This is a genomic window from Lelliottia sp. CFBP8978, assembly GCF_034046055.2.
Taxonomy (GTDB): Bacteria; Pseudomonadota; Gammaproteobacteria; order Enterobacterales; family Enterobacteriaceae; genus Enterobacter.
The window spans coordinates 2,273,557-2,297,264 of record NZ_CM188253.1; the positions used below are offsets into that span (position 1 = coordinate 2,273,557).

The window sequence follows — 23,708 nt, forward strand, 5'->3', positions numbered from 1 at the left end:
AATCCGTTTGTCAGCACCCAATAAAAGGAACACGCAATGAGTACATTAAGCAAACGTCTCTCTGTGGCGGCCATGCTCTCCCTGGCGGCTATCGCCTTCAGCGCGCCGGTGTCTGCCCAGACCAGTAAACTGATCATTGAATCGGGAGACAGTGCCCAGAGCCGCCAGAATGCCGCAATGGACAAAGAGCAATGGAATGACACCCGTAACCTTCGTCAGAAGGTGAACAAACGTGCCGAGAAAGAGTGGGATAAAGAAGACGTCGCGTTTGATTCACGCGACAGATGCCAGCAGAGCGCGAACGTTAACGCCTACTGGGAACCTAACACGCTGCGTTGTCTGGATCGACGTACCGGCCGCACGGTCGCACCTTAATTTGAACGCCTGAAAGGATGATTATGGCCAGCCCCTTAGTGATAAAACTCAGACCGCTGGAGCGCGAGGATTTGCGCTTTGTTCACCAGCTCGATAACAACGCCAGCGTGATGCGTTACTGGTTCGAAGAACCTTACGAGGCCTTTGTCGAGCTTTCCGACCTGTACGATAAACACATTCACGATCAGAGCGAGCGCCGTTTCGTTGTCGAGTGTGACGGGGAAAAAGCAGGTCTGGTTGAGTTAGTTGAGATTAACCACGTCCACCGCCGGGCAGAATTTCAGATCATCATCTCGCCTGATTACCAGGGCAAAGGCCTGGCGAGCCGGGCGGCAAAACTGGCGATGGATTACGGATTTACGGTTCTCAACCTCTACAAACTCTATCTTATTGTTGATAAAGAGAATGAAAAAGCCATCCACATTTACCGCAAACTCGGTTTCATGGTGGAAGGTGAACTGATTCATGAGTTCTTTATTAACGGTGAGTACCGCAACACTATCCGGATGTGCATTTTCCAGCAGCAATATCTGGCGGAACACCGGGCGTCCGGCAATACCCTGCTAAAACCTACCGCGCAGTAACCTGCGCGGTTTTCTTTTACGCTATCAGTAGTAATCAATACTGTTTTTAATGGTGAACTTCCGCTCAACGGCGGGTTTTACGCTCTCATCTTTAATCTGTAATTCGCAGGTAACCGGATTATGATGCCGATCGTAATCGCAGCTCTGCTTTACCGTGCCGAGCGGTTTATCGTTAAGCAGACTGACCGCCGAATAATCCAGCTTTTTACGCTTATCGCTTGACGGCGTCGCGGCAACGGACAGATGTTGCTCGCCTGACACCGTGGTTTTACCCAGCGGGTAGCCATCAGCATCGTAGCGATATTTCACTTCCATCTCTTTGCCATGCGCCGTCACGATAAACCCGTTATCGTCGGTATCCCAGGTCACGCCCGCTGAAGGCAGTTCGGCTAACTGACATTTCCCCTGCAGCTTGATTTTTTGCTGCTGGGTTTCGGCGTCGACATAAAAATTGGCGTCCAGCACCAGCGAAACGCCGGTATTGGCGTCAAGATCGTGCAGCTCAAGCGTATCGAAACACCCTTCTTCTGACATCGTCCCGGTCACGCGTTTACTCACTTCGCCCTTTTCATTGAGCAGCGTCTGAGTAAAGTCTTTCACCGGCCCACGCAGCGGATCAAAGTCAAATTCATTCGAAAAACTGGCCATCTCGGGGGTAAACGAGAGCGGCCCGGAGGCGTTATCACATCCTGCCAGCACGCTTGCCAGCGCAATCATCACTGCTAGTTTCTTCACCGTTCTCACCGCTGTGTGGAGATTATTGCCAGACATTTTAGCAAATACAGATGTTTACATTAAACCAAAAAGAGATTTATCACAGAAATAACCCGCAGAGAATAACAAATCCCATTCCTTCACTGGCCGTTTACGCTCACGGTAATTCTCTGTGACATTATCTAAAAATGTCTGTTCATCAGGTGGCTGCATCAGACTGAAGTCTGTTTTACAGAAGAACAGTGTATTTATATTTTTTAAAGATAAACAAAATAAAGGCGATGACATTATCGCTAAACGTTGCTAACAATTTATGCGTTTCTGAGCGGGTCGCGCCTCTTATTTAAACAGGAACATTGAGAACATTAAAATACTCAATCGCTGTTAAGATTTTTCAGAAAATTTCTGTGAAATACAGCGATTTACATTCTGCCTGCTAAAATAGGATCCACACACAGAGATAAGGAGCTTCACATGAAACGGTTACCCTGGATTACCGCACTGCTGTTAATAGGTGTTTCGCCTGCCGTTCTGGCCGCCCCCGACTCTTGCGAACGGGTAAAAAGTGATATTCAACAGCGCATTATTAACAATGGCGTGCCTGAATCCGGTTTTACGCTGAATATCGTGCCGAACGATCAAGCCGACCAGCCGGATGCCCAGGTCGTGGGTCACTGCGCTAACGATACCTTTAAAATTCTCTATACCCGAACCGGCAGCGGAACGGCGCCAGCGGGTGGCGCGGGCACACAGGATAATGCTCCGAACGAGCCACAGTAATTAATCCGCGCAAACTCCCTTAGCTTGATAAGGATTAATGTTTACTACCCCTGAATAAGTAACACTCACTCCATCATTCGCCCGGTGTCATTACGGGCTGAAATTTCAGCTATAACCATGATGGAGTGAGTCATGTCCGATGTTGAACATCACGGCGGGATCAGCCGCCGAGCTCTGGTTAAATCCACCGCAATAGGCTCACTGGCGCTGGCCGCCGGAGGGATATCGTTGCCCTTCGGTCTGAAAAGTGCAGCCGCAGCCGTACAACAGGCCGTTCACCCTGTGGCCGATAAAGTTGTGTGGGGCGCGTGCTCAGTAAACTGTGGCAGTCGTTGCGCTCTGCGCCTGCACGTTCGCGACGACGAAGTGTACTGGGTTGAAACCGATAACACCGGCGATGATGTCTATGGCAATCATCAGGTTCGCGCCTGCCTTCGCGGCCGATCCATCCGTCGCCGTATCAACCATCCCGACCGCCTGAACTATCCGATGAAACGCGTGGGCAAACGCGGGGAAGGTAAGTTTGAGCGCATCACCTGGGATGAAGCCCTTGATACGATCACCCGCAGTCTGAAAGGTGTGGTCGAAAAATATGGCAACGAAGCCGTATATATCAACTACTCCTCGGGGATCGTGGGCGGCAACATCACGCGCTCCTCACCTTACGCCTCGCTGGTGGCGCGTCTGATGACCTGCTACGGCGGTTTCCTCAGCCATTACGGCACCTACAGCACCGCACAAATCGCCTGTGCAATGCCTTACACCTACGGCAGTAACGACGGTAACAGCACCTCAGATATTGAAAACACCAAACTGGTGGTGATGTTCGGCAACAACCCGGCAGAGACCCGCATGAGCGGCGGCGGGATCACCTGGTTCCTGGAACAGGCGCGAGAACGCTCAAATGCGCGGATGATTGTGATTGATCCGCGGTACACCGATACCGCCGCAGGGCGTGAAGATGAGTGGATTCCAATCCGCCCGGGCACCGACGCCGCGCTGGTAGCGGGTATTGCATGGGTGCTCATTGACGAAAATCTGGTCGACCAGCCCTTCCTCGATAAATACTGCGTAGGGTACGACGAAAAAACGCTGCCAGAAGGTGCGCCCGCCAATGGCCATTACAAAGCCTATATTCTGGGTCACGGCGACGATGGCACGGCAAAAACCCCCGAATGGGCTTCACGCATCACCGGCATTCCTGCTGATCGTATTATCAAACTGGCCCGTGAAATCGGCAGCGCTAAGCCCGCTTATATTTGCCAGGGCTGGGGACCGCAGCGTCAGGCCAATGGCGAACTGACTTCCCGCGCCATTGCCATGCTGCCGATTCTGACCGGCAACGTCGGTATCAGTGGTGGGAATAGCGGCGCGCGCGAATCGACCTACACCATCACTATCGAACGGATGCCGCTGCCCGATAACCCGGTCAAAACGCAAATTTCATGCTTTAGCTGGACCGATGCCATCGCGCGCGGGCCGCAAATGACCGCCACCCGCGATGGCGTGCGCGGCAAAGATAAGCTCGACGTACCGATTAAATTTATCTGGAACTACGCCGGCAATACCATCATTAACCAGCACTCCGATATCAATAAAACCCACGACATTTTGCAGGACGAAAACCAGTGCGAAATGATCGTGGTCATCGACAATTTTATGACCTCTTCGGCAAAGTATGCCGATATTCTGCTGCCCGACCTGATGACCGTTGAGCAGGAGGATATTATTCCTAACGACTATGCCGGCAATATGGGCTATCTGATTTTCCTCCAGCCCGTCACCGCGCCAAAATTCGAACGTAAACCGATTTACTGGATCATGAGTGAAGTGGCAAAACGGCTCGGTCCGGATATTTATCAGAGGTTTACCGAAGGCAGGACGCAGGAACAGTGGTTACAGTATCTGTACGCCAAAATGCTCGAAAAAGATCCGCAGTTGCCATCATACGATGAGCTTAAACAGATGGGGATCTATAAACGCAAAGATCCTGACGGGCATTTCGTCGCCTATAAAAAGTTCCGCGATGACCCGCAGGCAAACCCGCTGAAAACGCCTTCCGGCAAAATCGAAATCTACTCCAGCGAACTGGCCAGAATTGCCAGCACCTGGGAGCTGGAAAAAGATGAAACCATCAGCCCACTGCCGGTCTACGCTTCTACTTTTGACGGCTGGGATGCGCCCGAGCGCGAACAGTTCCCGCTGCAGATGTTTGGTTTTCACTTCAAGGCCAGAACGCACTCCAGCTACGGCAATATTGATGTGCTCCAGGCCGCCTGTCGTCAGGAGGTGTGGCTGAACCCGGCCGATGCCGACAAACGCGGCATTAAAAATGGCGATATGGTGCGCGTTTTTAACGCCCGCGGAGAGCTGCGTATTGCGGCTAAAGTGACGCCTCGGATTATGCCCGGGGTCAGTGCGATGGGCCAGGGTGCGTGGCACGACGCCAATATGAGCGGCGACCGGGTCGATCACGGCTCGTGCATCAATACGCTCACCACACATCGCCCTTCGCCGCTGGCAAAAGGCAACCCACAGCATACCAATCTCGTGCAGATCGAGAAGGTTTAGGCTCGTGATGGTCGTACCGGGTGAGTCGGCAGGACGCGGACTGTTTTACGATTTCTGTATGACCGTCGGTATGGCGACTACGGGTTAATTTTAACGCGCGGTCCAATCCGCGCGCGTAAGGAATGATGTAATGAATGATGTTTCTCGTCGCGACTCGTTCGCGTTTAGTGCGCGGGTGCTGGGCGCCCTGTTCTACTTTGCCCCGGATAGCCCTCAGGCCGCTCCGCTGGTCACCGCCCTGACCACCACCGACTGGTATCAGGACTGGCCGCTCGAGCAGTCTGATTTGCTGGCAATCGCGAACACGATGCGCGAAACGACTGATGAACCGCTGCCCGACGCCTGGCAGCGCCTGTTTATCGGCCCCTGGGCGTTACCGGCTCCCCCGTGGGGTTCGGTGTGGCTCGATCGCGAATCGGTACTGTTTGGTGATTCGACTCTCGCGCTACGCCAGTGGATGCGCGATAACAGCATCGCTTTTGAGATGCAGCAAAACGAGCCGGAAGATCATTTTGGCACATTGCTGCTGCTGGCGGCGTGGCTGGCAGAGAATGGCCGTCACGCTGAGTGCGATCAATTGCTGGCGTGGCATCTGCTGCCCTGGAGCCAGCGCTTTTTAAGCGTCTTCGCGCAAGAGGCCAACCATCCGTTTTATCGCGCACTCGGTCAGCTGGCGTTGCTGACGCTGGCCGACTGGCAGTCCTCGCTGCTGATCCCGGTCGCAGAAAAACCGCTTCATCGGTGACAAAGCCCTGTCGCACGGTGGTCATCGCTGCCGTGCGACATTATTTGTTACAGCGTCACTTTTCAGCTAACCTCTTTAGGACAATTCTGGCTTCACCTGCTCAGCCCTGATTCCATAAGGCGTAACCCCCTGTTTACATTGTTAACTTCCCCTGTGTGATTTTGCCCCTTCGCTGGAACCCTTCCCATCCGCTTGCTATAGCTCTTATACCCCTGCCGAAACATGGCATAACAACAGGCAATCAATGGGTTGCTATAACGCATGCGCACAGGGAGACACACCGCAATGCACTCATCATTTTTGACACGAACGCTGCTTTTCATCGGCGCGATTGCTGTGGTTCTGGCTCTCCTGATCTGGGGAATTGGGCTGGATACCATTAAAGCGCGTCAGGTTGACCTGATTTATCTCGGACAACAGCATCTGATCCTGGTTTTTTCTTCCATGTTCTTTGCTTTGCTGGTCGGTATTCCGAGTGGGGTGCTGTTAAGCCGCCCTGCCGCGCGGGGAATAGCCGAGTATGTGATGCAGATCTTTAACGTGGGCAACACCCTTCCGCCGCTGGCTGTTCTGGCACTGGCGATGGTGGTGATTGGGATTGGCGACACGCCAGCGATCATTGCGCTGTTCCTGGCCTCACTGCTGCCCATTGTGCGTAACACCTACGCCGGGCTGTGCTCTGTTCCGGCCTCGCTCCTCGAAGCCGCCAACGGCATCGGTATGACCAAATGGCAGCGCCTTCTTCAGGTTGAAATCCCGAATGCCTGGCCGGTGATGCTCTCCGGGATCCGCATCGCCACCGCCATCAACGTCGGGACCGCGCCGCTGGCCTTCCTGATTGGCGCCAGCAGCTACGGCGAACTGATTTTCCCGGGCATCTATCTGAATGACTTCCCGACGCTGATTCTGGGCGCCGCGGCTACGGCGCTGTTCGCGCTGATTCTGGATACCTTGCTGGCTGCGCTGGGCCGTCTGATGAGCCCGCACCTCGCGCGATAACAATAATAAGGAAATTCTATGAGACTGTTTTCTAGCCTGGCAGCCCTGCTCGCCGCTGCGCTTGTCACAAGCCAGGTCCACGCAGCGCCATTGATACTGGCCACCAAAAGTTTTACCGAACAGCACATCCTTTCCGCCATGACCGTGCAGTATTTGCAAAAGAAAGGCTTTGAGGTCACGCCGCAAACCAACATCGCGACGGTGATTTCTCGCAATGCGATGATCAATAAACAGATTGATATGACGTGGGAGTACACCGGGACATCGCTGATTATCTTTAACCACATCAATAAACGGATGTCGCCGCAGGAGTCCTACGAAACGGTAAAACGTCTGGATGCGAAGCACGGTCTGGTCTGGCTCAAACCGGCCGATATGAACAACACCTATGCCTTCGCTATGCAGCGTAAACGTGCCGAAGCGGAGCACATCAGTACCATGTCAGAGATGGTCGCCAAAATCGAACAGGTGCGTAAAACCGACCCGGATCATAACTGGCTGCTGGGTCTGGATCTCGAATTTGCCGGTCGTAGCGATGGCATGGAGCCGCTGCAGGAAGCGTATCAGATGGAACTGGATCGGCCGCAGATCCGCCAGATGGACCCCGGTCTGGTCTATAACGCGGTGCGCGATGGCTTCGTTGATGCCGGGCTTATCTACACCACTGACGGGCGCGTTAAAGGCTTCGATCTGAAAGTGCTGGAAGATGACAAAGGTTTCTTCCCGAGCTATGCCGTCACCCCGGTGGTGCGTAAAGACACCCTCGAGGCGAATCCGGGTCTGGAAGAGGCGCTGAATACCCTCTCCAGCCAGCTTAACAATGACGTTATCACCGAGCTCAATAAAAAGGTTGATATCGACCATCAGTCACCGCAGCAGGTCGCCCGTTATTTCCTGCGTAGCAAGAAGCTGCTGTAAGGAGGCGCTATGGATACGATTCACTACATTATTGATAACTGGGGTTATTTATTGGCGCTCACCTTCCAGCACCTGTGGCTGGTGGCGTTAGCGGTGGGGCTGGCGATTATTATCGGCGTACCGCTGGGAATTTTAATTGTGCGCCATAAGTGGCTGGCAACACCGGTACTGGGGATTGCCACCCTTGTCCTGACCATTCCGTCGATTGCGCTTTTTGGTCTGATGATCCCGCTCTTTTCGATGATTGGTCAGGGTATTGGCGCCCTGCCCGCCATTACTGCGGTATTCCTCTATTCGCTGCTGCCGATAGTGCGTAATACCCATACCGCGCTCGACAGCCTGCCGCCAGGCCTGCGCGAAGCCGGGCGCGGCATCGGGATGACTTTCTGGCAGCGTTTGCGCTGGGTTGAGATTCCGATGGCGCTGCCGGTGATTTTCGGCGGGATCCGCACTGCCGTCGTCATGAACATTGGCGTTATGGCGATTGCCGCCGTAATCGGCGCGGGAGGGTTAGGCCTGCTGTTACTGAATGGGATTGGCGGAAGCGATATTCGTATGTTGATTGCTGGCGCTTTGATGATTTGTCTTTTAGCTATTGTGCTCGACTGGTTGCTTCACCGCCTGCAGGTCGTGCTGACTCCGAAGGGGATTCGATAATGATAAAACTGGAAAACCTCACCAAACAATTTTCACAGAAAAATAGCCAGACTTTTAAGGCCGTGGACAACGTCAATCTTAACGTGCCCGAAGGGGAAATGTGCGTCCTGCTTGGCCCGTCCGGGTGCGGCAAGACCACGACGCTAAAGATGATTAACCGGCTGATTACGCCGAGCAGCGGCAATATTCTGATCAACGGTCAAAACACCAACGAAATGGATACCGTGACACTACGCCGTAATATTGGCTATGTTATTCAACAGATTGGCCTGTTCCCCAACATGACCATCGAAGAGAACATCACCGTCGTACCCCGTATGCTGGGCTGGGATAAAGCGCGCAGTAAAGCTCGCGCCGAAGAGCTGATGGATATGGTGGCAATGGACCCGCATAAATTCCTGAACCGCTATCCGCGTGAAATGTCCGGCGGACAGCAGCAGCGTATCGGCGTGATCCGCGCCCTGGCGGCCGATCCTCCGGTCCTGCTGATGGATGAACCTTTCGGCGCGGTAGACCCGATTAACCGCGAAGTGATTCAGAATCAGTTCCTGGACATGCAGCGCAAACTGAAAAAAACCGTGATGCTTGTCAGCCATGACATTGACGAAGCGCTGAAGCTTGGCGACCGAATCGCCGTGTTCCGTCAGGGACGGATTGTACAGTGCGCCAGCCCTGATGAACTGCTGGCGAAACCGGCGAATGAATTTGTGGGATCGTTTGTCGGCCAGGACCGCACGCTGAAACGTCTGCTGCTGGTCTCTGCCGGTGATGTCACAGACCAACAGCCTACCCTCACGGTACGGGAATCGACTTCATTGCCTGAAGCATTCGCGACAATGGATGATAACGACATTCGCGCCATTACCGTCGTGGATGAAAACGGCAAGCCGCTGGGCTTTGTGAAACGCCGAGAAGCGCGTCATGCCAGCGGTTCCTGCGCCGATATGCTCCATCCGTTCCGCATGACCGGCAAAGCGGAAGACAATCTGCGCGTGGTGCTGTCTCGTCTGTATGAGAGCAATACCAGCTGGATGCCGATCGTCGATGAAGAGGGACGCTACAACGGCGAAATTTCACAGGATTATATCGCCGAGTATTTAAGCTCCGGGCGCACCCGCCGGGCACTGAATATTCATAGCGATACGTAATGGCGTCAAACAAAAGAGGAGCACACCGGTGCTCCTCTTTTGTTTTCTTCTGTTGCGGAAAGCGGAATCAGGCCACTACGCGATCTGCGGGGAACGTATTGTCAAACATGGTCAGATCGATATAACGCGTCAGGTCACGCTGCTCGGCGCGCGGCAGATAAGGCAATTCGCCGACCAGCGGCCCCGGCAATTTTTTGCTTAACACGTCAATAATTTCGGCGTAATGGGCGAGACCGGGATTGATACGGTTAGCCACCCAGCCGATAAGCGGCAGGCCGTCATTGGCGATAGCTTGCGCGGTCAGCAGTGCGTGATTGATGCATCCTTCCTGGATCCCCACAACCATCAGCACAGGCAATTGTTCCTGCACCACCCACTCCGATAAGGGACGCAGATCGTTCATCAGACTGCGCCAGCCGCCGGTTCCTTCGATCACAACGTGATCGGCCTTCTCGCTCAGCCGGGCCAGGCCATTCGAGAGCAAGGAGTAATTAATAAGACCGCTATGCGCAACGCTACTCTCTTCTTCACTCAGCGCGATGGGATTGATGGCATCATAAGGCAGCTCAAGGCTTGAGACACTTTGTAGCACCAGCGCATCTTTATTGCGTAGTCCTTCTGGCGTCTCTTTACTTCCTTTCGCGACCGGTTTATACCCTGCCACACTGTTACCGCTTGCCGCCAGGGCTTGCAGCAAAGCGCGGGACACCACCGTCTTGCCGACAGAGGTATCAGTACCCGTTACAAAGAAACGCTTAAGCATCACTCACTCCACCTTTGGGTATATGCTTTGAAAATATAAACCAAGTAAATAATTCAGTGGAGTGAGTCTAAGGTATGCGCGTGGCGTCCAGCTTGAGATAGCGCAATTTTTATGAGATCAGCGAAAAAGAGTTATCCCTGCAGCAAACGGATTAACAGCGAACCGTTGTACATCGCATCCTTCACCAGCGCAGCGCCTGCCATGGTGCCCTGATTCGAAAACTGGGTACTCTCAACCACGATATTTTTACTGTATGCCGGAAGGGATTGCTGGCGAATACAGTCGGAGATGGCCGGGAACAGAACATCAGCCGCCTGACTCAGCGGTGAGCCGATAAGAATTTTTTGCGGATTAAACAGATTCACCATGATGGCCAGAATACGCCCGACGTTGTTGCCGACGCCGGTAATAATGTCTTTTGCCAGCAGATCGCCCTCGCGGGCCGCGCCGCACAGGGAATCGACGGTTAAAGGCTGGCCGTGCAACGTCGAGCTCATGGACTGACTCAAACGCAGCTGCGCCAGCTCCATCACGCTCTCGACGCTGGCGATGGTCTCCAGGCAACCGTGGTTACCGCAGTAACAACGCTTGCCATAAGGATCCACCTGCGTGTGGCCGATCTCGACCAGGCTGCTGCTGCCCGCGTGAAGTAAGCGGCCATCGGTGATCACCCCGGCCCCCACGTTGTGGTCGATGACCACCTGAATCACATCACGCGCGCCGCGTGAAGCGCCAAACAGCGCCTCAGCCATGGTCCACGCGCTGATATCGTGCTGAATATAAACGGGTACGCCGGTATGATTTTTCAGGACTTCGCCGAGCGGCATCTCTTTGACATCGTCATAAAACGGCATCCGATGGACAATGCCATTTTCGGTATCAATGATCCCCGGCATGGTGATTGCGATCGCCGTTAAACGCTCCAGCTTCTGCTGATGACGAATAAAGAACTGGTCGATATGGGCGAGAATACGGTCAAGCAGAGTTTGTTCCGCATCCAGCGGCAACTCCAGCCTGTCCTCCACAACCAGTTTGCTGCTCAGATCGCGCAGCGCGAGAAACACTTCGCCACGACTCACCCGAATGGACAGATAGTGCCAGGCTTCGGTTTCAACCACCAGCCCCACCGCAGGACGACCACGGCTGCCCGGCTCCTGAATTTCAGTCTCCTGAACCAGATGGGCCTCAAGCATTTCTCGTACAATTTTGGTAATACTGGCCGGGGCCAGCTGTGCCAGGCGAGAAAGATCGATACGCGAGACCGGTCCAAGCTGATCAATCAGGCGGTACACCGCGCCGGCGTTGGTCTGCTTAATCTGATCAATATGTCCTGGCTGACTATCAGCAACCACCACTTACATCCTTATTTTCGCGCTTCGAAATAAACTTTGGGCTATGGTGAATCACTTGGCAGGCAATCGTCAAATATTTACTTAGCCATGTGATTTACCGCACATTTTTGACCGTAGTTTTCGGTAAAAGCGGTCTCTGTGAAGCGGCAATCAGCTGATTTTTGAAACGCTGTGCCGCATGACTCTGTTCATGATGTTTCGGCCAGACCAGCCACATTTCCGAAACCGCATCCTCTTCGGCAATCGGCACCCAGCGCATTTCACTGAGCTGAACTCGCCTGAACGAAGCCGGAAGAATGGACACGCCCAGTCCGGCGGCGACTAAGCCGATAATGGTCATCGCCTCGCCAACTTCTTGCGTAATCACCGGTGCCACTCCGTAACGGCGCATCAACCCCAGAATATCGTCATATAAGCCGGTCCCGACATGAGGATCGAAGAACACAAACGGCTCTTTCGAGAGCTCTGCCAGCGTTACCGACGGTTGCCCGGCCAGCGGATGATCGCGCGGAATCATCGCCAGCAAAGGTTCGCGCAATATGACCTGCCAGGCGAGGGTATCGGGCAAGTGCGTATTACGCATCAGCCCCAAATCCAGTGAGCCCTCATTGAGCGGGGCAATCTGCTCCCGGGTATTGATCTCACGCGTCTGAATATGGACATCGGGATAATGGCGGCGAAACGACGACAGCGTATCGGACACCGCGCTAATGAACGGGGCCGATGAGGTAAAACCAATGCGCAGTTCTCCGGTTTCGCCCAGATGTAAACGCTCTGCTCTGGCGGCGGCATCGGCGACCATGCTCACGATTTGACGGCTGTCGGCCAGAAACTGCTTCCCGGCCGCCGTCAGGCTGACGCTGCGGTTGGTGCGGGCCAGTAAACGCGCCCCCACCTGCTGCTCCAGGATCTGGATTTGCTGGCTAAGCGGCGGCTGAGAGATGTTCAGCCGCGCGGCGGCCCGGCCAAAATGCAGTTCCTCGGCTACCGCGATAAAGTAACGCAGATGGCGCAGCTCAATATTCATATGTTTAACGTATCATTTGAGATTATTAATATATTAGACAGAATATTTACATTTTCCTACCCTGATCGTGTGGTCATACCCGTCACCCATAATCACGGGGATGTTTAAGCAAGGAACTTCAGTGAGCCGTACAACTTCCATTGATATCGCCCCGGCTGGCGAGATTGATGATCGATCCGCAGTCCCCCAGCCAGCCCAGTTTATCAAACGCGGTACCGCCCAGTTTATGCGCGTCACGCTGGCGCTATTTTCTGCCGGGCTGGCGACATTTGCCTTGCTGTATTGCGTTCAGCCCATCCTTCCCGTGCTATCGCATGAGTTTGGCGTTTCACCCGCCAGCAGCAGTATCTCGTTGTCCATTTCCACCGGGATGCTGGCGATTGGCCTGCTGTTTACTGGTCCCTTGTCCGATGCGATTGGGCGAAAACCTGTGATGGTCGCGGCATTGCTGCTGGCCTCGGTTTGTACCCTGCTCTCAACCATGATGACCAGCTGGCACGGAATACTGATGATGCGCGCGCTGATCGGCCTGTCGTTAAGCGGTGTCGCCGCGGTCGGCATGACCTACCTCAGCGAAGAGATCCACCCCAGTTTTGTCGCCTTTTCGATGGGGCTGTACATCAGCGGTAACTCCATTGGCGGCATGAGCGGCCGCCTGCTGAGCGGGGTCTTTACCGATCTCTTTAACTGGCGAATCGCGCTGGCGGTCATTGGCTGCTTTGCCCTCGCCGCGGCGCTGATGTTCTGGCGGATTCTGCCGGAATCGCGCCATTTTCGCCCGACATCACTGCGGCCAAAAACGCTGTTTATCAATTTCCGCCTGCACTGGCGCGACAAAGGGCTGCCGCTGCTGTTCCTGACCGGCTTTCTGCTGATGGGGTCGTTTGTCACGCTGTTTAACTATATCGGTTATCGGCTGATGCTTTCCCCGTGGCACCTGAGCCAGGCGTTTGTGGGCTTGCTTTCGGTGGCCTATCTGACCGGAACCTGGAGCTCACCAAAAGCCGGGGCGATGACTGCACGCTTTGGGCGCGGCCCGGTGATGCTGGTTTCGACGGGAGTGATGCTGGCGGGGCTACTGCTGACGCTGCTTTCGCCGCTGTGGGTGATTTTCGCCGGAATGCTGCTCTTCTCCGCCGGCTTTTTTGCCGCTCACTCGGTCGCCAGTAGCTGGATTGGTCCCCGCGCCCGCCGTGCGAAGGGGCAGGCATCGTCGCTGTATCTGTTCAGTTACTACCTCGGCTCCAGCGTAGCCGGGACGCTCGGCGGCGTTTTCTGGCACAACTATGGCTGGAATGGCGTCGGCGGATTCATTGCGCTGATGCTTTGCGCCGCGCTGCTTGTCGGGACCCGCCTGCACCAACGCCTGCATTAACGTTTCCCGAGTCGATTACCCCCGATGAGAAAAGGCCACGCAAAGCGTGGCCTTTAGGTTTGGTTGTTCAATGATTTCTTGCGCTGTGCAGGATATTGTCCCTCTCAGTGCGGAAATCGTTAAAGCAACCCGTTTTGCTCTGCTGGTGTTGGCGTAATGAGCAAAACCCCATTAGAGTAAGTTATTGAAAGGATTTATCATATATTTTTATGTTATTGATCGTTAATAACGATCAAGAGATCACTTTTTGATCATTTTCATCCCCTCATTTCACGCTCCTGGCCTGGCGGCCAAAATAATCTGCTGTTCCGTCAGCGTGAGGAAAAGATCGGGCAGGAAAAGTGTATAAATCAAGGTAGACTGCCCTAACCTGTTCATCAGACCGAGAATAAGAACGATGCAAAAAAATACGTCATATCAACAACTCACCCGTACGTTCCAACGCCTCTCGCGCTTTTCACACCTCTCCTCCATCGCCAGCTGGGATATGTTCGCCATGATGCCTCCGGGCGGCAGCAACGCTCGCGGTGAAGCACTGGCGGAAATGAGCGTATTGCAGCATCAGATCCTCACCGACAAAAAAGTGGGCGAATGGCTGACGGCCGCCGAAAGTGAAGAACTGAATGATGTCGAGCAAGCCAACCTGCGGGAAATGAAGCGCCACTTCCAGCAGGCGTCTCTGCTGCCTGAGTCGCTGGTAGAGGCCAAATCGCTGGCGGGAAGCAAATGCGAGCACGCCTGGCGCACCCAGCGCCCGGCCAATGACTGGCAGGGCTTTTCTGCCAACCTCAAAGAAGTGGTCAAACTGAGCCGTGAAGAGGCCCACCTGCGCGCCGAATCCAGGGGCAGCACACCGTATGACGCTCTGCTTGATATCTTTGAACCGGATATGACCAGCGCGCGTCTCGACGTTCTGTTTAGCGACATGAAATCCTGGCTGCCGGATCTGCTCGCCCGCGTGGTGGAAAAGCAATCTCAGCAATCTTTCGTTCCGCCGCAGGGTCCCTTCCCGACTGCCGTTCAGCGCGATCTGGGGCTGGAAGCGATGAAGATGCTGGGCTTTGATTTCAATGCCGGTCGCCTTGACGTGAGTGCGCACCCGTTCTGCGGCGGCGTACCCGAAGATGTTCGCATCACCACGCGCTACGACGAAGATGAGCTGTTGAGCGCCCTGTTTGGCGTGATACATGAAACCGGCCATGCGCGCTATGAGCAAAATCTGCCGCGAAACTGGCTCGGTCAGCCCGTCTCGCAGGCGCGTTCAACGGCAGTCCACGAGTCACAAAGTCTGTTCTTTGAGATGCAGCTGGGCCGCAGCAATGCGTTCCTCAAGCACCTGCTCCCGGCCGTACATAGCCGCTTTGGCAGCCAGGCGGCATTCAGTGAAGAAAACTTTATCGCCTGGAACCAGCGCGTTAAGCCGGGCTATATCCGCGTCGATGCCGATGAAGTGAGCTATCCGGCGCACGTGGTCTTGCGCTATGAAATCGAGCGTTCACTGATCAACGGTGAAATCGAAGTTGAAGATATCCCGGCCCTGTGGGATGAGAAGATGCAGGCGTGGCTCGGCTTGTCGACCAAAGACAACTACCGGAACGGCTGTATGCAGGATATTCACTGGACAGACGGCGGTTTTGGTTATTTCCCGTCTTATACACTCGGGGCCATGTACGCCGCGCAGCTGTTCAGTGCGGCTAAAAAAGCGCTTCCGGGGCTGGATGCGTCGATAGCTGACGGCGATTTCTCTGCGCTGTTTGACTGGTTGCAGCAGAACATCTGGCAGCACGGCAGTCGTTTTACCACATCGCAGCTCATTACCCAGGCGACGGGCGAAGATCTCAACATCCGCTATTTCCGCGAACATCTCACCGCACGCTATCTGTAACGGCCATGTGAGGTAAAAAAACAGCCCCTGATTTCACCATCAGGGGCTGTTTTATTTGAGCGGCGGTTGGTTTTTTTCAAGCGGATTAATGGTGGTCATCATATTGATGCTCAATAACCATACCTTCCGCCACGCTGGCAACGTGACGCGCCCGGGGATGGTAAACCGGAGCCGCAGCAGGCGCAGCAACCGGTGCGGGCGCCACATATACGGTTTGTGGCTCCGTCGGAGTGACGGAAACGGCCTGAGGAACCGAGGTAGAAGAAGGCACAATCACCACTTTATACCCGCTCGGTACATCGACAGTCACATTCTGCGCCATTGCGGAACCGGTCAGCCCCATCAGGGCGACAGTAAGTAGAACTCTTTTTTTCATATATTGGACCCACTTAAAACAGGAGTCTGAAATATGCAGCAGAAAGATTAAGAGAAGATTAGGACATCCCTTTTCTTTGGTGCATAAAGTGCGACCCATGCCTGCAGCGAACATTATCGTCCCGATCCCGCCTTTGTACATTACGTTACACGCCGATACCAATGACTCACGGAAGCCTCGGATCCAAACGGATATAGTCATTTCAACGGCCCCGCAGTGGGGTTAAATGAGAAACCAAATTCGAGGGTATGAGAATGAAAAAAGTATTAGCTCTGGTTGTTGCCGCTGCTATGGGTCTGTCTTCTGCTGCGTTTGCTGCTGATGCTGCAACCTCTGCAACTCCGGCCCCTGCTGCCACCGCTACCAAAGCGGCACCAGCAAAAACGGTGCACCACAAAAAACACAAAAAATCCGTTGAGCAGAAAGCTCAGGCGGCTAAAAAACACCACAAAAAAGCCGCAACCAAACCCGCAGCGACCGCAACCACTGCCGCGCCAACCGAGCAGAAAGCTCAGGCTGCGAAAAAGCACCACAAGAAAGCCGCTAAACCAGCGGTAGAGCAAAAAGCGCAGGCCGCTAAAAAGCACCACAAAAAAGCGGTAAAACACGAAGCGGCGAAACCTGCGGCTCAGCCAGCAGCGTAAGCACACCTGATTAAGCGTGCCCCTCGTGGGCATGTTGAGACACCGGCGCTGAACCGGCAAAGGATCAGCGCCGTTTTTTATCCGGAGGGCGTATGCTGCGACGCTATCGGTTTGAGTTCATTCTTATCACGCTTATATTATGCGCGATCATCGCATGCCGGTTTTATCTTTCCTGAATGTAGCACGCTGATTTTACTCCCACTTTAGCGCCGTCCCGTCTATAGTATTTTCATAGGGTTCACTTTTAATAATCATAATTACCCCACCAGAGTGTGATATGCGGAAAATAGTAGTGTGCTTACTGGGAACGTTCTGCCTCTTTTCTGGATTGACCCATGCAGACAGTGGCGACGATGACGCGATTGATGCAAAAGAGGTGAAAACGCTGTTTTTTGGTCATGACGACCGGACGCGTGTCTCCGATCCTACCGGATCGCCCTGGGATGCCATTGGGCAACTGGAAACAGCCAGCGGTAACTTATGCACTGCTACGCTGATCTCCCCTCACCTGGCGCTGACCGCCGGGCACTGTCTGCTGATCCCGCCGAAAGGCAAGCCAGATAAAGCCGTCGCACTGCGCTTTGTTTCAAAGAAGGGCGTCTGGCGATATGAAATTCATGGCGTAGAGGGCCGGGTTGATCCCTCATTAGGTAAACGCTTAAAACCGGATGGCGATGGCTGGATTGTTCCGCCTGCCGCTGCTGAATGGGATTTTGGTCTGGTGGTGTTACGCTATCCCCCGTCCGGCATTACCCCGTTGCCGCTCTTTGAGGGGGACAAAGCGGCGCTGACCGCCGCGCTGAAAGCGGCCGATCGTAAAGTCACGCAGTCCGGCTATCCGGTTGATCATCTGGATTCGCTGTTTACGCATACCGACTGCGTTGTCACTGGCTGGGCGCAAAACAGCGTGCTCTCGCATCAGTGCGACACCCTGCCGGGCGACAGCGGCTCGCCGCTGATGCTGAAAACCGACAGCGGCTGGCAGTTAATTGGCGTACAAAGCTCAGCGCCTGCCGCCAAAGACAGATGGCGGGCCGACAACCGCGCGCTATCGGTTACCGGTTTTCGCGACAAACTGGACGCGCTGGCGCGGGAATAACTCAGCAATACCTGACTTTCCGTAGCTCAATAATCGCCTCAATGGGCATCGGCTGACTGAACCAGAATCCCTGCAGTTGGTCGCAGCCCGCGAGGCGCAGCAGCTTCATCTGTTTTTCGTTTTCCACGCCTTCTGCCACAACCGCCATGCCCAACGCGCTGGCAATCCGCACCGTACCACTCACCAGAGCCGCCGCCTGCTCGTCATTATCCACCAGCCCGGCCAGGGATTTGTCGATCTTGATGGTATCGAAATTAAAGCGACGCAAATAGCCAATGCTGGAATAGCCGGTGCCAAAATCATCCAGCGCCACCGCGATACCTAATGCTTTCAGATTGGCGATGGCCGCCCGCGCCCGTTCCGGATTTTCCAGCACGTAGGTTTCTGTCACTTCCAGCTGCAGACGATTGGCCGGGAAACGGGTCATCTCAATGACATGCGCCACTTTGTCTTCAAATTCAGGATCGCGAAACTGAGCGGGAGAGATATTCACCGAGAGCTTTAAATCACTGAATGGCTGCAGATCCTGGCAAGCGCGGCGCAGGACAAATTGCCCTAATCCATAAATCAGTCCGCTGGTTTCAGCAATGCTGATAAATTTGTCCGGTCCCAGCTCCCCCGCCGGGCGACGCGGCCACCGCACCAGCGCTTCAACGCTGGTCATCTTCTGGCTGCGTGCGTCAATAATCGGTTGATACCAGACATCAAACTCATTGCGCTCCATGCCATTGCGGATCTCATTTTCAATCGCCAGTTGCTGTTCGCGTGCGCTGTTCAGCTCCGCATCATACTGGGTGATACGCCCTTTTCCGGTTATTTTGGAGTGATACATGGCGATGTCTGCCCGACGGAATAATTCCGAACTGGTGCATTCGATAAGCGTTCCTCCGGCGATACCGATACTGGCGCTGATATGGATGGTGCGCTCTCCCAGCCGAACCGGTGTATTCAGGAACGCCAGGGCATCGCCTGCGAATGTCATCGCCTGCGTCTGCGAACGGTCCCCGCCAGTCATCATCGCGAATTCATCGCCCCCCATTCTGGCCAGCATCCCGCCTTCCGGCACATGCTCCCGCAGGGCCCGGGCGATCAGAACGATCAGCTCATCGCCCACGTCATGACCGTAGATATCATTCACATCCTTAAAGCCATCGAGATCGATAAAGACCACGCTTTTCATATCAATATCGCCACGCAGGCTGACCCGCTCCAGCTCTTCGATGAGCGCCCGTCGGTTGGGAAGATGGCTGAGCCAGTCGGTACGCGCCACCCGCCGCGCCTGGCTTTCGCCGCGTGCCAGTTTGTACAACCCTATGCTACTCACCAGAATAAACAGTAAAATCAACGCTGATGCCAGGATAACAATTTGCGTAATCTCACTGGATGCCGCTCTGGCCGCCTGCGCGCCAGGCAGGCGCGGCTGCCAGTTGAGATAACCGAGCAATTCACCCGCGCTGCTTCTGAGCGGCACGCTGGATTCACTGGCGTGCTCCGGGGTGAAATCGAGGTTTTCAATCTGAAACGTGTTCCCCAGATCGGTCAGGATCTGACGATTAAGATGACGAGTAATGACCAGATATCGCCGCACATCACTATGCACCTGTAAGCGGCCAACCATCGGGCGGATAAGCCCAATCCCGACGAATGCAACCCCCTGTCGCGTACGGGTGATCCCGGCATAGATATTTTTCTCGGACCGCAGTGCATCGGCATGATCGCGGATGAGCGCTTTCAGACCGTAACCAAAAAAATCGAGGCTAGTCTCGTGAAAGGCTTTACTCTGGTACGAGCCCCATACCACATTAAAATGCTCGTCCAGTACAAAGGTTCCGTCATACAGGTTATTGATTTTAAAACCCGCGCCCCAGGTGTTATACAGCCACTCGGTATTCAATTTGGGGGGATAGACTTCGCGAACGGCGTCATCCCAGACGGCATTATCGATCACCAGCGACCAGACCCGGTTTACCGAAGTCTGAATGGCTCCCTGAACAGAAAGCGCAGAGCGTTGTTCATCAATTTCGTTGGTTTGACTGCTGATCAGATGAAGGGAAAGGTAAAGCAGTGCGATGACGGAAATGATTAAGCCAATTCCCGCCATAAATATCATGACAAACAGGGTTTTTGCGGTTGGAATATTGCGCCAGCTTAATGGGTTATACATTCGCCACTCCTGTAAGCACGTCTTTATAAGCGTAATACAGGTCGCGAATTTCGCTGCCCGTAAATACAGGCAGCGTTCACATCAGGCCAGTTTTATCATCACCATCCCCGCCAGCAGCAGCAGCAGGCCTACCCATCCTTTACGATTCAGGCGTTGACCAAACAGTATCCAACCCGCCGCCAGCGTGGCTGCGATACCGAAACCGCCCCACAGCGCGTAAGCCACGGAAAGATCGATTCCCTTCACCGCCTGCGACAGGGCGCTGAACGCCCCGAGCACCGCAGCGATAGACATCAGCCCGTAAAATTTACGGCGGAAGCCATCAGAAAATTTCAGAAAAACGTTGGCGAGGATTTCCAGCACAATCGCTAACGCCAGCCAGGCCGCATGAACCCATTCAAACTGTTGCATGAGTCTGCTCCTTCTGCTGTTTTGCCGGTTTTCGGGTGCCTGATTTAATCAGCACAATCCCTGCGACCAGCGTGGTCAGTCCGGCAATTTTCATCGTTGACAGGGTTTCATCAAATAACATCACGCTGAACAGCGTGATCAACAGAATACCGATCCCCTCCCACAACGCATACGCCACACCGAGCGCGATTTTTTTTACCGCGAACGACAGGAAAATATACGAAAGGGAAATCATTACCAGCATTAAAATAAATCCGGTATTGCCATCACTAATACTGGCCCATTTCATAGAAAGGGTTCCAGTAATTTCAGCCAGGATGGCCAGGGCTAATAGTATCCAGTAAAACATGGTGCTTCTCCTGCTTGAGAATATTATCCATCGCAGCTTGTCGAAAACGACAAACCGAAAAATATGAAATAAATGACAGTGCTAGACGCGTAGCGTTAGCTCAGGCAGAAGACGGGACTATAGCGCGTTGCGCCAGTGTTGCTCACCGGATAGCAGGCAGAGGGAGGTTGAAAAGACAGCGGTGTTATTTGAAAAGTACGTCCTGAACAGATTGTCCATAATATTACAATTATCCGCGGTATTGCTTCTCGTCATTGCGGATGAAAATTGTCCTCAGTAGTTAAACACGCCTGATTTGTACCATAAGCCAGGAATTAACTCAAAAGATTTTCACTTCTTTACCCACCCTGTTTGATTTCCGTTAGTAGATTAAATGCGCTTTCCCGTTATTATAAATAAAAAGGATTCACCCAGGAACTCACATGGCGAAACCCATCATTACTCTGAACGGATTAAAAATTGTCATCATGCTTGGAATGCTGGTGATGATACTTGCGGGGATCCGTTTTGCCGCTGATATCATTGTGCCCTTTATTCTGGCGCTTTTTATCGCGGTGATCCTTAATCCGTTAGTGCAACGGATGGTACGCCTGCGGGTGCCGCGCGTGCTGGCGATCTCACTCCTTATCACCGTGATCATCCTGGCGATGGTGCTGCTGATTGCCTATCTGGGGACATCGCTGAATGAGTTGGCGCGCACCCTGCCGCAATACCGCTCCTCGCTGGTCGTTCCTTTACAGCATATCGAACCGTGGTTACAGCGCGCCGGGATTGAAGTCTCGGTTGAAGAGCTGCTGAAATACATCGACCCCAATGCGGCCATGACGGTGGTGACCGCACTTCTGAGCCAGCTCTCCAGTGCGATGACCTCTATTTTCCTGCTCCTGCTGACCGTGGTGTTTATGCTAATCGAAGTGCCGCAACTGCCCGTTAAACTGCAGCAGATGATGTCCCGCCCCGATGAAGGGATGAACGCGATCCAACGGGCGCTGGACAGCGTGTCGCGCTATCTGGTGCTGAAAACCGCTATTAGCCTCGTCACGGGGCTGGTGGCCTGGGCCATGCTCGCCGCGCTGGATGTCCGTTTTGCTTTTGTCTGGGGGTTGTTGGCGTTTGCCCTCAACTATATTCCCAACATTGGATCCGTGCTGGCGGCGATCCCCCCTATCGCCCAGGTGCTGGTATTTAGCGGGCTCTACGATGCGCTGATTGTTCTGGCGGGATATCTGGTGATTAACCTGGTCTTTGGCAATATCCTCGAACCCCGCATGATGGGGCGCGGACTCGGGCTTTCGACGCTGGTGGTCTTTTTATCCTTGATCTTCTGGGGATGGCTGCTCGGGCCGGTGGGCATGTTACTCTCCGTCCCGCTCACCATTATTGTGAAGATCGGTCTGGAACAGACGGCTGGCGGACAGAGTATCGCCGTACTGCTCAGTGATATGAGTCACAGGTAACGGGGCATCATCGTCAGCATAGGTTTGCTCGTGCGGCCCGCTTGTCGATAGTACGCCAGGGCGGCTCGCCACTCAGAAAACGCAAAAAGCGTCACGTCGCCATACTGGCTGGCCTGCAATTTCGGCCATATTGCGTGAAATTCCCGCTGCCAGGCCGCCGCACTAAGCACATCCAGGGTATTGCGAATATGAAACCAGCGCACCTGCGGCTGTTGTCTGAACGGTTTTCCCGACAGCAGACCGTAGCACACAAACAGTCCGCTTTCGGGCAACGCGCCGAGAATCGTCTCTGCCAGACCGCCGCCCGTGGCGTCATAGACAATATCCGTCTGTGCTGCGATCTGCGCAATCTTTGCGGTGTTCTCCTGCGAAACCGGCGTAATACCCATCGCGGCCAGTTTGTCCGCATGCACCGACGAACGGTGAATACCATACACCTCGACAGCGCCCGCGCTACGCGCCCACTGTCCCAGCAACACGGCGCAGTCCGAACCGGCTGCGGTCAGCAAAACCCGCTTGCCCCGGGGAGGATAGAGCGCGATCAACATTTGCGCCGCCAGCGGGTTAATGTACGCGCGGCCCGCGAGCACAGAATCGATCCCATCCGGCACGGGGATCGCCAGTTCCGCCGGGCAATCCACCACCTGTTGCCAGGTGCCCTGCCCGCGCAGCGGCAACACGCGCTTGCCCCGTAGAGACAACGGCCCCTCAATTACCACCCCGACGCCTTCATATCCGGCGACAGCAGGCAATGGGGTTCTGTGACGGTAAGCGCCCGTGACGGGAATAAGATCCGACGCATTGATCGGTGAACAGATCATCTGCACCCGTAGCATGTCGGGACGTAACGGGCCAGATGCCGATATCTCCGGCTGAAGGACGGATTCTGGCTCGCCAAAGCGGCGATAGCCTAAAGCCAAATGGTTCATTTGCAGATGCCTGATAGCGTTAAAATCACACGATTTTACCGCCTCGTTCGCTGGACGGAAATGTTTACTGGGCTTGCGGTGCTGCTGATGACTGGCGCCTGGCGGGTAGCCCGACGCCAGTTTTAGGATTACAGGATCTCGCCGCCTTTGGTCAGATGCTCGTGGCGCGCATCGGCTTCTTCTTTATGCTGTTTGCCGTGATGGGCAATGGTGTTTCTCAGCCGCTGCTGCTGGGTGTAGCGATCTTCACGGCTCAATTGCGCGTCTTCGCTTAGTTCAATCAGCAGTTCATTCATGTGGGTAATAACACTTTCTGCGACTGCGGCGTCAACGCGCGCCGTAACCTCATCTAAATGTGACATTGTCACTCCTTAATGATACCCCCT

26 protein-coding genes are annotated in these 23,708 nt (G+C 54.3%); 15 read left to right on the forward strand and 11 right to left on the reverse strand.

The window, feature by feature from the left end; translation table 11 throughout:
* The first annotated feature begins 36 nt into the window (after nt 1-36).
* Both SOM82_RS10715 and speG read left to right on the forward strand, forming a co-directional pair.
* Complete coding sequence (locus tag SOM82_RS10715) at nt 37-375, forward strand: DUF1283 family protein (RefSeq protein WP_154125549.1); 339 nt, start codon at nt 37-39, stop codon at nt 373-375.
* A 23-nt stretch (nt 376-398) separates the two neighbouring features.
* Nucleotides 399-959, forward strand: coding sequence for a spermidine N1-acetyltransferase (speG, locus tag SOM82_RS10720; RefSeq protein ID WP_154125550.1), 561 nt, complete (start codon nt 399-401; stop codon nt 957-959).
* Nucleotides 960-983: 24 nt separating this feature from the next.
* On the opposite strand, the gene SOM82_RS10725 is transcribed toward speG, so the two are convergent.
* A complete protein-coding gene (locus SOM82_RS10725; RefSeq protein ID WP_501083566.1) occupies nt 984-1,676 on the reverse strand; it encodes a YnfC family lipoprotein in 693 nt (230 codons plus the stop codon).
* 471 nt (nt 1,677-2,147) lie between these two features.
* On the opposite strand from SOM82_RS10725, the gene SOM82_RS10730 reads away from it, so the two are divergent.
* The 7 genes from SOM82_RS10730 to osmV all read left to right on the forward strand — a co-directional run bounded on the left by SOM82_RS10730 (nt 2,148) and on the right by osmV (nt 9,491).
* Nucleotides 2,148-2,453 carry a DUF1161 domain-containing protein gene (locus SOM82_RS10730; protein ID WP_154125552.1) on the forward strand — a complete coding sequence of 102 codons (306 nt, stop codon included), beginning with the start codon at nt 2,148-2,150 and terminating at the stop codon, nt 2,451-2,453.
* A 132-nt stretch (nt 2,454-2,585) separates the two neighbouring features.
* The gene (gene ynfE, locus SOM82_RS10735) at nt 2,586-5,024 is read left to right on the forward strand and encodes a selenate/tellurate reductase subunit YnfE (protein WP_320459564.1); all 2,439 of its coding nucleotides are present in this window, start codon (nt 2,586-2,588) and stop codon (nt 5,022-5,024) included.
* Between the two features lie 130 nt (nt 5,025-5,154).
* Entirely contained in the window at nt 5,155-5,769 is a 615-nt protein-coding gene (gene dmsD / locus SOM82_RS10740; RefSeq protein WP_320459565.1) for a Tat proofreading chaperone DmsD, read from the forward strand.
* A 285-nt stretch (nt 5,770-6,054) separates the two neighbouring features.
* Nucleotides 6,055-6,768 (forward strand): osmoprotectant ABC transporter permease OsmY, encoded by a 714-nt coding sequence (gene osmY / locus SOM82_RS10745; protein WP_320459566.1) that lies wholly within the window; start codon nt 6,055-6,057, stop codon nt 6,766-6,768.
* Between the two features lie 18 nt (nt 6,769-6,786).
* Nucleotides 6,787-7,686, forward strand: a complete 900-nt coding sequence (gene osmX / locus SOM82_RS10750; RefSeq protein ID WP_320459567.1) for an osmoprotectant ABC transporter substrate-binding protein OsmX — start codon at nt 6,787-6,789, stop codon at nt 7,684-7,686.
* Between the two features lie 9 nt (nt 7,687-7,695).
* Nucleotides 7,696-8,343 (forward strand): osmoprotectant ABC transporter permease OsmW, encoded by a 648-nt coding sequence (osmW, locus tag SOM82_RS10755; RefSeq protein WP_320459568.1) that lies wholly within the window; start codon nt 7,696-7,698, stop codon nt 8,341-8,343.
* Nucleotides 8,343-9,491 (forward strand): osmoprotectant ABC transporter ATP-binding protein OsmV, encoded by a 1,149-nt coding sequence (osmV, locus tag SOM82_RS10760; protein ID WP_320459569.1) that lies wholly within the window; start codon nt 8,343-8,345, stop codon nt 9,489-9,491. Before osmW ends, osmV begins: the two co-directional genes overlap by 1 nt.
* Before the next feature lie 67 nt (nt 9,492-9,558).
* On the opposite strand, the gene bioD is transcribed toward osmV, so the two are convergent.
* The 3 genes from bioD to ynfL form a co-directional block, all read right to left on the reverse strand.
* A complete protein-coding gene (gene bioD, locus SOM82_RS10765; RefSeq protein WP_320459570.1) occupies nt 9,559-10,254 on the reverse strand; it encodes a dethiobiotin synthase in 696 nt (231 codons plus the stop codon).
* Nucleotides 10,255-10,385: 131 nt separating this feature from the next.
* Nucleotides 10,386-11,606, reverse strand: a complete 1,221-nt coding sequence (gene mlc, locus SOM82_RS10770; protein ID WP_320459571.1) for a sugar metabolism global transcriptional regulator Mlc — start codon at nt 11,604-11,606, stop codon at nt 10,386-10,388.
* A 94-nt stretch (nt 11,607-11,700) separates the two neighbouring features.
* On the reverse strand, nt 11,701-12,633 hold the full coding sequence (ynfL, locus tag SOM82_RS10775; protein ID WP_320459572.1) for a multidrug efflux transcriptional activator YnfL/SxtR(Kp): 933 nt from the start codon (nt 12,631-12,633) through the stop codon (nt 11,701-11,703).
* Between the two features lie 121 nt (nt 12,634-12,754).
* Between ynfL and ynfM the strand changes: the two genes are divergently transcribed.
* Nucleotides 12,755-14,008, forward strand: a complete 1,254-nt coding sequence (gene ynfM, locus SOM82_RS10780) for a multidrug efflux MFS transporter YnfM/SxtP(Kp) (RefSeq protein WP_320459573.1) — start codon at nt 12,755-12,757, stop codon at nt 14,006-14,008.
* A 397-nt stretch (nt 14,009-14,405) separates the two neighbouring features.
* Nucleotides 14,406-15,893, forward strand: a complete 1,488-nt coding sequence (locus SOM82_RS10785) for a carboxypeptidase M32 (protein ID WP_320459574.1) — start codon at nt 14,406-14,408, stop codon at nt 15,891-15,893.
* An 85-nt stretch (nt 15,894-15,978) separates the two neighbouring features.
* Here SOM82_RS10785 and SOM82_RS10790 read toward each other — a convergent pair whose 3' ends face one another.
* Complete coding sequence (locus tag SOM82_RS10790; RefSeq protein ID WP_154125563.1) at nt 15,979-16,269, reverse strand: hypothetical protein; 291 nt, start codon at nt 16,267-16,269, stop codon at nt 15,979-15,981.
* Nucleotides 16,270-16,523: 254 nt separating this feature from the next.
* Here SOM82_RS10790 and asr point away from each other — a divergent pair, with 254 nt between their 5' ends.
* The 3 genes from asr (at nt 16,524) to SOM82_RS10805 (ending at nt 18,012) form a co-directional block, all read left to right on the forward strand.
* A complete protein-coding gene (gene asr / locus SOM82_RS10795) occupies nt 16,524-16,913 on the forward strand; it encodes an acid resistance repetitive basic protein Asr (RefSeq protein ID WP_154125564.1) in 390 nt (129 codons plus the stop codon).
* 92 nt (nt 16,914-17,005) lie between these two features.
* Entirely contained in the window at nt 17,006-17,089 is an 84-nt protein-coding gene (gene ydgU / locus SOM82_RS10800; RefSeq protein WP_154125919.1) for a small membrane protein YdgU, read from the forward strand.
* Between the two features lie 101 nt (nt 17,090-17,190).
* Nucleotides 17,191-18,012 (forward strand): trypsin-like serine peptidase, encoded by an 822-nt coding sequence (locus tag SOM82_RS10805; protein ID WP_154125565.1) that lies wholly within the window; start codon nt 17,191-17,193, stop codon nt 18,010-18,012.
* A 1-nt stretch (nt 18,013) separates the two neighbouring features.
* On the opposite strand, the gene SOM82_RS10810 is transcribed toward SOM82_RS10805, so the two are convergent.
* The 4 genes from SOM82_RS10810 to SOM82_RS10825 all read right to left on the reverse strand — a co-directional run bounded on the left by SOM82_RS10810 (nt 18,014) and on the right by SOM82_RS10825 (nt 21,191).
* Nucleotides 18,014-20,176 (reverse strand): bifunctional diguanylate cyclase/phosphodiesterase, encoded by a 2,163-nt coding sequence (locus SOM82_RS10810; protein ID WP_320459575.1) that lies wholly within the window; start codon nt 20,174-20,176, stop codon nt 18,014-18,016.
* Nucleotides 20,177-20,257: 81 nt separating this feature from the next.
* Nucleotides 20,258-20,587: a multidrug/spermidine efflux SMR transporter subunit MdtI gene (mdtI, locus tag SOM82_RS10815; RefSeq protein ID WP_154125567.1), complete on the reverse strand. Its 330-nt coding sequence runs from the start codon at nt 20,585-20,587 to the stop codon at nt 20,258-20,260.
* The gene (mdtJ, locus tag SOM82_RS10820; RefSeq protein WP_154125568.1) at nt 20,574-20,936 is read right to left on the reverse strand and encodes a multidrug/spermidine efflux SMR transporter subunit MdtJ; all 363 of its coding nucleotides are present in this window, start codon (nt 20,934-20,936) and stop codon (nt 20,574-20,576) included. Before mdtJ ends, mdtI begins: the two co-directional genes overlap by 14 nt.
* Nucleotides 20,937-21,053: 117 nt before the next feature.
* Entirely contained in the window at nt 21,054-21,191 is a 138-nt protein-coding gene (locus tag SOM82_RS10825) for a protein YdgV (protein ID WP_422655527.1), read from the reverse strand.
* A 167-nt stretch (nt 21,192-21,358) separates the two neighbouring features.
* Between SOM82_RS10825 and SOM82_RS10830 the strand changes: the two genes are divergently transcribed.
* Entirely contained in the window at nt 21,359-22,393 is a 1,035-nt protein-coding gene (locus tag SOM82_RS10830; protein WP_320459576.1) for an AI-2E family transporter, read from the forward strand.
* Here SOM82_RS10830 and SOM82_RS10835 read toward each other — a convergent pair.
* Both SOM82_RS10835 and SOM82_RS10840 read right to left on the reverse strand, forming a co-directional pair.
* Complete coding sequence (locus SOM82_RS10835; protein WP_320459577.1) at nt 22,384-23,322, reverse strand: zinc-dependent alcohol dehydrogenase family protein; 939 nt, start codon at nt 23,320-23,322, stop codon at nt 22,384-22,386. The two genes, SOM82_RS10830 and SOM82_RS10835, sit on opposite strands and share 10 nt — an antisense overlap.
* A gap of 128 nt (nt 23,323-23,450) precedes the next feature.
* Entirely contained in the window at nt 23,451-23,684 is a 234-nt protein-coding gene (locus SOM82_RS10840) for a YdcY family protein (RefSeq protein ID WP_320459578.1), read from the reverse strand.
* Nucleotides 23,685-23,708: the final 24 nt, after the last annotated feature.